The organism is Vibrio olivae (genome assembly GCF_042428525.1).
Taxonomy (GTDB): domain Bacteria; phylum Pseudomonadota; class Gammaproteobacteria; order Enterobacterales; family Vibrionaceae; genus Vibrio; species Vibrio olivae.
Map to the genome: position 1 here is coordinate 1 of NZ_JBHMEP010000027.1, position 5,765 is coordinate 5,765.

At 43.8% G+C, this 5,765-nt stretch carries 4 protein-coding genes; all 4 read right to left on the reverse strand.

The annotated features are described in order from the left end of the window. Window positions 1–709, reverse strand: a 709-nt coding sequence (locus ACFFUV_RS23095) for a hypothetical protein (RefSeq protein ID WP_390198208.1), incomplete at its 3' end; no start/stop codon positions are given. Window positions 710–713: 4 nt separating this feature from the next. After that, entirely contained in the window at window positions 714–3,080 is a 2,367-nt protein-coding gene (locus ACFFUV_RS23100) for a hypothetical protein (RefSeq protein ID WP_390198211.1), read from the reverse strand. Between the two features lie 38 nt (window positions 3,081–3,118). Continuing rightward, window positions 3,119–5,455, reverse strand: coding sequence for a hypothetical protein (locus ACFFUV_RS23105; protein WP_390198213.1), 2,337 nt, complete (start codon window positions 5,453–5,455; stop codon window positions 3,119–3,121). 100 nt (window positions 5,456–5,555) lie between these two features. Next, on the reverse strand, window positions 5,556–5,765 hold a 210-nt coding region (locus ACFFUV_RS23110; protein ID WP_390198215.1), incomplete at its 5' end, for a hypothetical protein.

Below are 5,765 nucleotides of genomic sequence, written 5' to 3' on the forward strand. Positions count from 1 at the left end.
GATTCTTCCATTCAGAGAACCTTCTCCAATTAGAATCAGGATCATCCCCGAAATTAAAAACGCTATTGCATCCGAAATACCTCAGGTTTTTCATATTAAAAAAACCTTCTGGCCAATTACTCCATACACCAGAATGAGAAAAAGCTCCCATCTGTATACTACGAAGATTAACACTCTTGCTTATCCTGTCATATGGGATATCTCCATTTTTTAAAACGGATCTAACCACAGCAAAATAAGTTATATCAGGTAGATTAACTATAGGAAAATCATGGAGGACAATACCATCCATATTGAACTCCCCATTGATTACGTTAGAGAACCTCATCGTAACCTCTCTACGCCTGATATCGCTATACTTATGTGGAGGGACCGGTATGTATTGTGAACCATCCTCTTTCTTATACCACCATACGGTATCATCCGGATTCTTCTTATACTCAATGTCAAGAGACCTGAATACAATCCTATAACTACCATCAGATATCTTAACTAAAGGATATTGATCCTTTGTCCCGTCCCCCCAATCAACATCCACGAATCCCGGTTTAGAGGTCGAGAACCTAAGATTGCGATTAAAAGCATGCACCGATATTATCGGATCGGGTATATAATCAGCACCCTTACCATCAAAACAAGGGAATCTATCCTCATTCACTATAAACGTGACATAGGACGCTGCCGTGTCGTATCCTACTAAAAAAGCCATACCATTAATTTATTGAGGTTATATCATAAGACACCCATTCCTTATATCCATTAACCATCTCATATACTTTGTTGATGGTCTTGCATACGACGGCGAATCCGATATCCACGTTAGGGAACTTCTCGTTAAGCTCATCAATAGTAAGTTCCCTGACAATACCCTCATCCCATTTCCTCATCTCCTTTACCTCCATAAGGATCGGTTTTCCGGTTACGCCTACGCTCATCACCCATTCTCCCTTACGGTTGGAATCAGCCAGATCCGGGAAGATCGTAACGCCAAAAAGATCGGAGAGGGTGAAGGTCTCGCCGGTACGGGTGAAGGACGCCGCCGCCCCAGGCGTAAGGACCACCTCATTCACGGCCAACAGGCTCGTAAGTTTCTTGGCTCCTCCTGATACCGTAGCGTTAAACACGACAGTAACATTACCGGTAGCGCTATTAACGAACTTGATCTCATCCTTATCGCTATTTATAGCTTGTAAACGTGATCCAGATACGATATTCACGATCTCATAGTTCTTGTCATAAGTGCTTTGCAACGTAACATTACCATATCTTGTATCAATCAACGTAATCCACTTAGCCTTACCACCTACTACCTCTACAAGTTTATAAAAAACGTTATTACCATCAGCGTCAACCCATCTAACTATAGCTCCAGGAGCGAAATTAGTCACCTCTCGATCTTGGATATAACTTACAGTGCTTTCCGTAGGCTTATTAGTCAAAGTAACATAAAGGCATTGCTCTACGTCGGATTCCATCTTAACTATCCCAGCTCCATCGTAATAATAATCAGGTACGTTTTTCTCTCGTATCAACAAGATGGTACCTTCCTTAAGCTTGTCGGCATTGGTAGGATCATCTACAAAAGACTTCATCTGGATATAGGTATCAAAGATGATCGACGTACTCTTATCCTCTATCTTCTGGTTGATATCATTAACAATATTATTAATCTCATCTTTCGTATAATAAGGAGACAAATCCACCTTCGGACCTTCCTGCTCTAAAGCCTGAGTTCCATCCCACCAATAATCAGGAACATCCTGCTCCCTGATCCAGAAGCTGTCCCCCACACGGAGCTTAGCCGTGTTCTCCGGGACCGCCAGCCACTCATTCATGGCATCGACCGTATCAAAGATATACGCCGTGTTCTTACCCTCGGCTATACGTCTTACGACAGCCAACTCGCTCTCGACATCGCTAAGTCTTTCCTTTATATTATTGATCTCCCGCTCCAGCTTATCATAATTATCCTCCTGATCTATAGCATCGCCTATAGACATATAGACCTCATTGGTGAGCTTATTATAAGTAATACGGGCTACTTTCTGATAAGAAGTCTTATATGTACTTGCCCCCTTACTAGTATTGCATATAAAATCATATGTGTTTTGATACACGACAGATCCTCCGGTATTGATAAAGTTATACCCATCCTGTCTCATCGTACCGCCCTTATACCCTACAAGCTCAAAAGAACACTTACCAGTACCTTTGGATCCAAACCATGTGGAGTAGGCTATAAACTGAGTCTCTTCAGGTAATATATCATAATATTGAGCACGAAGATCCTTTACCGACATCCATACACATTCCTTGCCTGATCCGGTATTGTCTCCTCCCCATTTAAGTACGCTTCTTACATGATCGTCATTATTACCTGGACCAGCGAATCCTACGCCTAAATTATCTATGGTAGGAACATTCGAGTTAAGAGCCTCTGTCATGGTATCCAAATCCCTTCCTGAACTTTCGTCCCACAAATATCTGAACGTAACGAAATCCACGTCACCGATCTTAATACCACCGGTATTGCTAGGATATGTTTTAGTCACCAGCTCATAATACCACTTCCCGCCCCTAAACGTGACTCTTATTCTCTCCACTTGCCTTGGAGATATAGATACGTACGATCCTCCAACAGAGACGCTGGCGTCATCTTCGGCACGGGTAGCGCCTTCTTTTGGCTCCTCCGGGTCTACCGGAGTATAGATCGTGGCTTGCTTATCACCTGTATTGATGACAACGATATAATAGCTATCACCTTCCAGACCTTGCTCATGAGCCATCGTAACAAACCCCTGTTCGCTTTCCGGCCTCCATTCGACTACAACCATATGTTTGTCCATAGGTATACCAGATACGCTATTAACGTAGTTGGTTGATGACATGAAAACAGCATGGTCATCGTAAGCCTGATCCACACGCTGATGTTTGGTGGCCAGACTATCAAGACGTGATATCTCAATGGGGTCGATAACCTCAACCCCATTATAATCATACCACTTATATCCGATCATCGTATTCTCACGACGATATTTCCTTTTCCTTATGACCTCACCGCCAGCCATGGCGTCGATCATATAATAATCATTGCATGTTCTTACCATAACATCACGGATTAACAAGTTTGACATAAACAAGCCACGATAGTAGCGCCAACAGGAATGGAGGTCAGCGTCGTACCTACCGGGTAGGTCTGGGAGGATGACTCCAGCACCATCACCGACATCCGCTCAACGACCATATTGTTATCCACCAACCTGCTTCCCTCCACATAGAACCGGCCATCGGCTACCTCATAGCACTCGCGCACCGGGACCATATGCCTTTGGCTTTTATCCGCATAATCACAGATCGTGACCTTAGCCCCCTCTGGAATAGAATTAAGCTCATCACCAGCACTATAATCAGGATGGTCGGAATATACGACATACAATATGGACTTAATATCCTGTAACGCCGGATTGACCGTCCTGAATCCCTTTAAATGGATTTTATGACCACCAACCTCATAACAGTCATCTACCTCCATGATATTAAGGTCACAGCTTATTACCGTCCAGCCACTAACCGTATCTTGGGTAGGGGTGGTATCGGTAGGATGATCAGGATCGGTTGACTCCACGATCTTATAATCAAACTCCCGGACATTAAGCTTATAGTCAATAGACTCCTGACGCCTTATCTTAACCGTTCCATTCCCTGTATCATAGCAGGTATCTGTCGTATCCAAGAACCGATTCTCCATATCAGGCATCTCACACTCAACCCTACTCCATTTATCAATCATAGAGGAGTTAATATCGCCTACCTCATATTTATCATCCTCTGACTGCGTAACCTCATAGAAATGATACCACTCATATCCTAAAGAGTTATATATAACAATATTATGGATCTTAACCCGTTTATCGTTCTCCGTGACATAACACTGATCGTAGTAAGATACATGCCTGTCACGAAGGTTCTCAAGATCGCAAGGAGATTTCTTCCATCCAAAAGGGATCTCATCATATTCCTGATCTATTAAGATAGCGCCGTCCTCGCTCTCACGTACAATATACTTGGCCTTCCTATCACCTAGATCACCGTCATAAGAGACAACCTTATCCACCTCAATACGCTGTCCTTTGAAAGCATAACACTCACGATATACTTGAACGTTTCTATCCTCCATATCCGTAAAATCACATGGGACCAAAGAGAAACTCTCTGGGAGGGTAGCTAAGTCGGTCCCCGGGACGAAGCCAGCGTCATCCGACTCAAGGACTTCGAAACGGGTATATCTGGCCTTTATCTTGGAGTCATAAGAAACTAACCTACGAAGCTTGACATGGCCGTTACCTCCATCGTAGCATTCAATGTAAGATCTAATGTCACGTTCTTCCATATCGTCGAAATCGCAGACAGCCCTTATCCAAGTGTCTGGCAAGGAAATGAAGCTGGCGCCCTCAGGCTGTGACGGATCGGTAGTCTCCAGGACTTTATAACTCTTATCCCTAACCCCTATATTCCCGTCCCATGACGTGAGAACCTCCAGCTTCACCTTACCGGCCGGTGTCTTATAACATTCTACAGTTACCTCAATATCCCGATCCTCCATATCCGTGAAGTCGCAAACAACCTCAACCCAGTCATCGCTTATATTAGTGATAAATTCTCCTACAGGATTCTCATGATCGGTACTTTGCTTGATGCGATACCATTCCTTTCTGATACCCATCTCATAATCAAATATCTTATATCCCTCTATCTGTACTCTCCCGGTACCGGTATCAAAGCATTTAAGAACCGGTATTATCTCCCTTTGAGTCATATCAGGGAAATCACATACTATACGATTCCATGTATCAGGTATCTTGTCATACTCCGTACCGATAGGGTTACTATCGTCGGTCGTATTCACCACCTCGTAGTGGGATACCTCGGGGTTCAGGCGGGGATCAACCGACTCCACGCCCTCAATCTGAACCTTACCGCCTTCCGTGGCATAACATTTGCTTACAAATATCAACTCCCGATCGGTCATCTCCGCTATGCTACAATCTATAGCTACCCACTCGGCAGGAACTTTGTCCAATTCCGTACCAATAGGCGTATCAACATCTGAAGAGTTGATGATAAATATCTTCTCGGCCAGTATCTCTCCCTTATTATTCATATAGGTATGGATACGAGCCTCTACCTGACCACCCGGCGTGCGATAGCATTGGTTGACAATCGACACACGCGCGTCCTTGATGTTAATGAACTGATAGTCCTTTCTAGGGACATCGCTTACAAGTCTCTTTACTCCTTTATCATCGAAGTACACGTAACACCCGTCATTCCTCATCATGACCGGATACGTCTTTCCGTCTATCACAACCCCTGAGAAGTCATCTGGCGGAACGGAGAAACCCATGCTTCCGAATATAGAAGCCAGTCTCTTTAAATATTCATTAATAGCGGACATACTACAATATTTAAGTTCTTATGCCTCAAAGTTAATAAAAAAGGGGAAAGAATTGAATCTCTCCCCTTTAGGAATTATATGAACGCAAAAAAGGTCGTTCTTATTTAGGTTCGGTCACGATAGCCGGACCAAGACCAGCAGCAGCACCGATCATATTAATCATCTCCTGAACGCCCTCATGAGCGCCGTAACGTACACGTAAGATCAAGTTGATAGGATCATCAGCGATAACCTTTCCGAATCCCTGAGCGTATCTATGAGGATTGAGCGTAATCTGGAAGTCAACGTACTGAGCCGTTTGCTCTACACG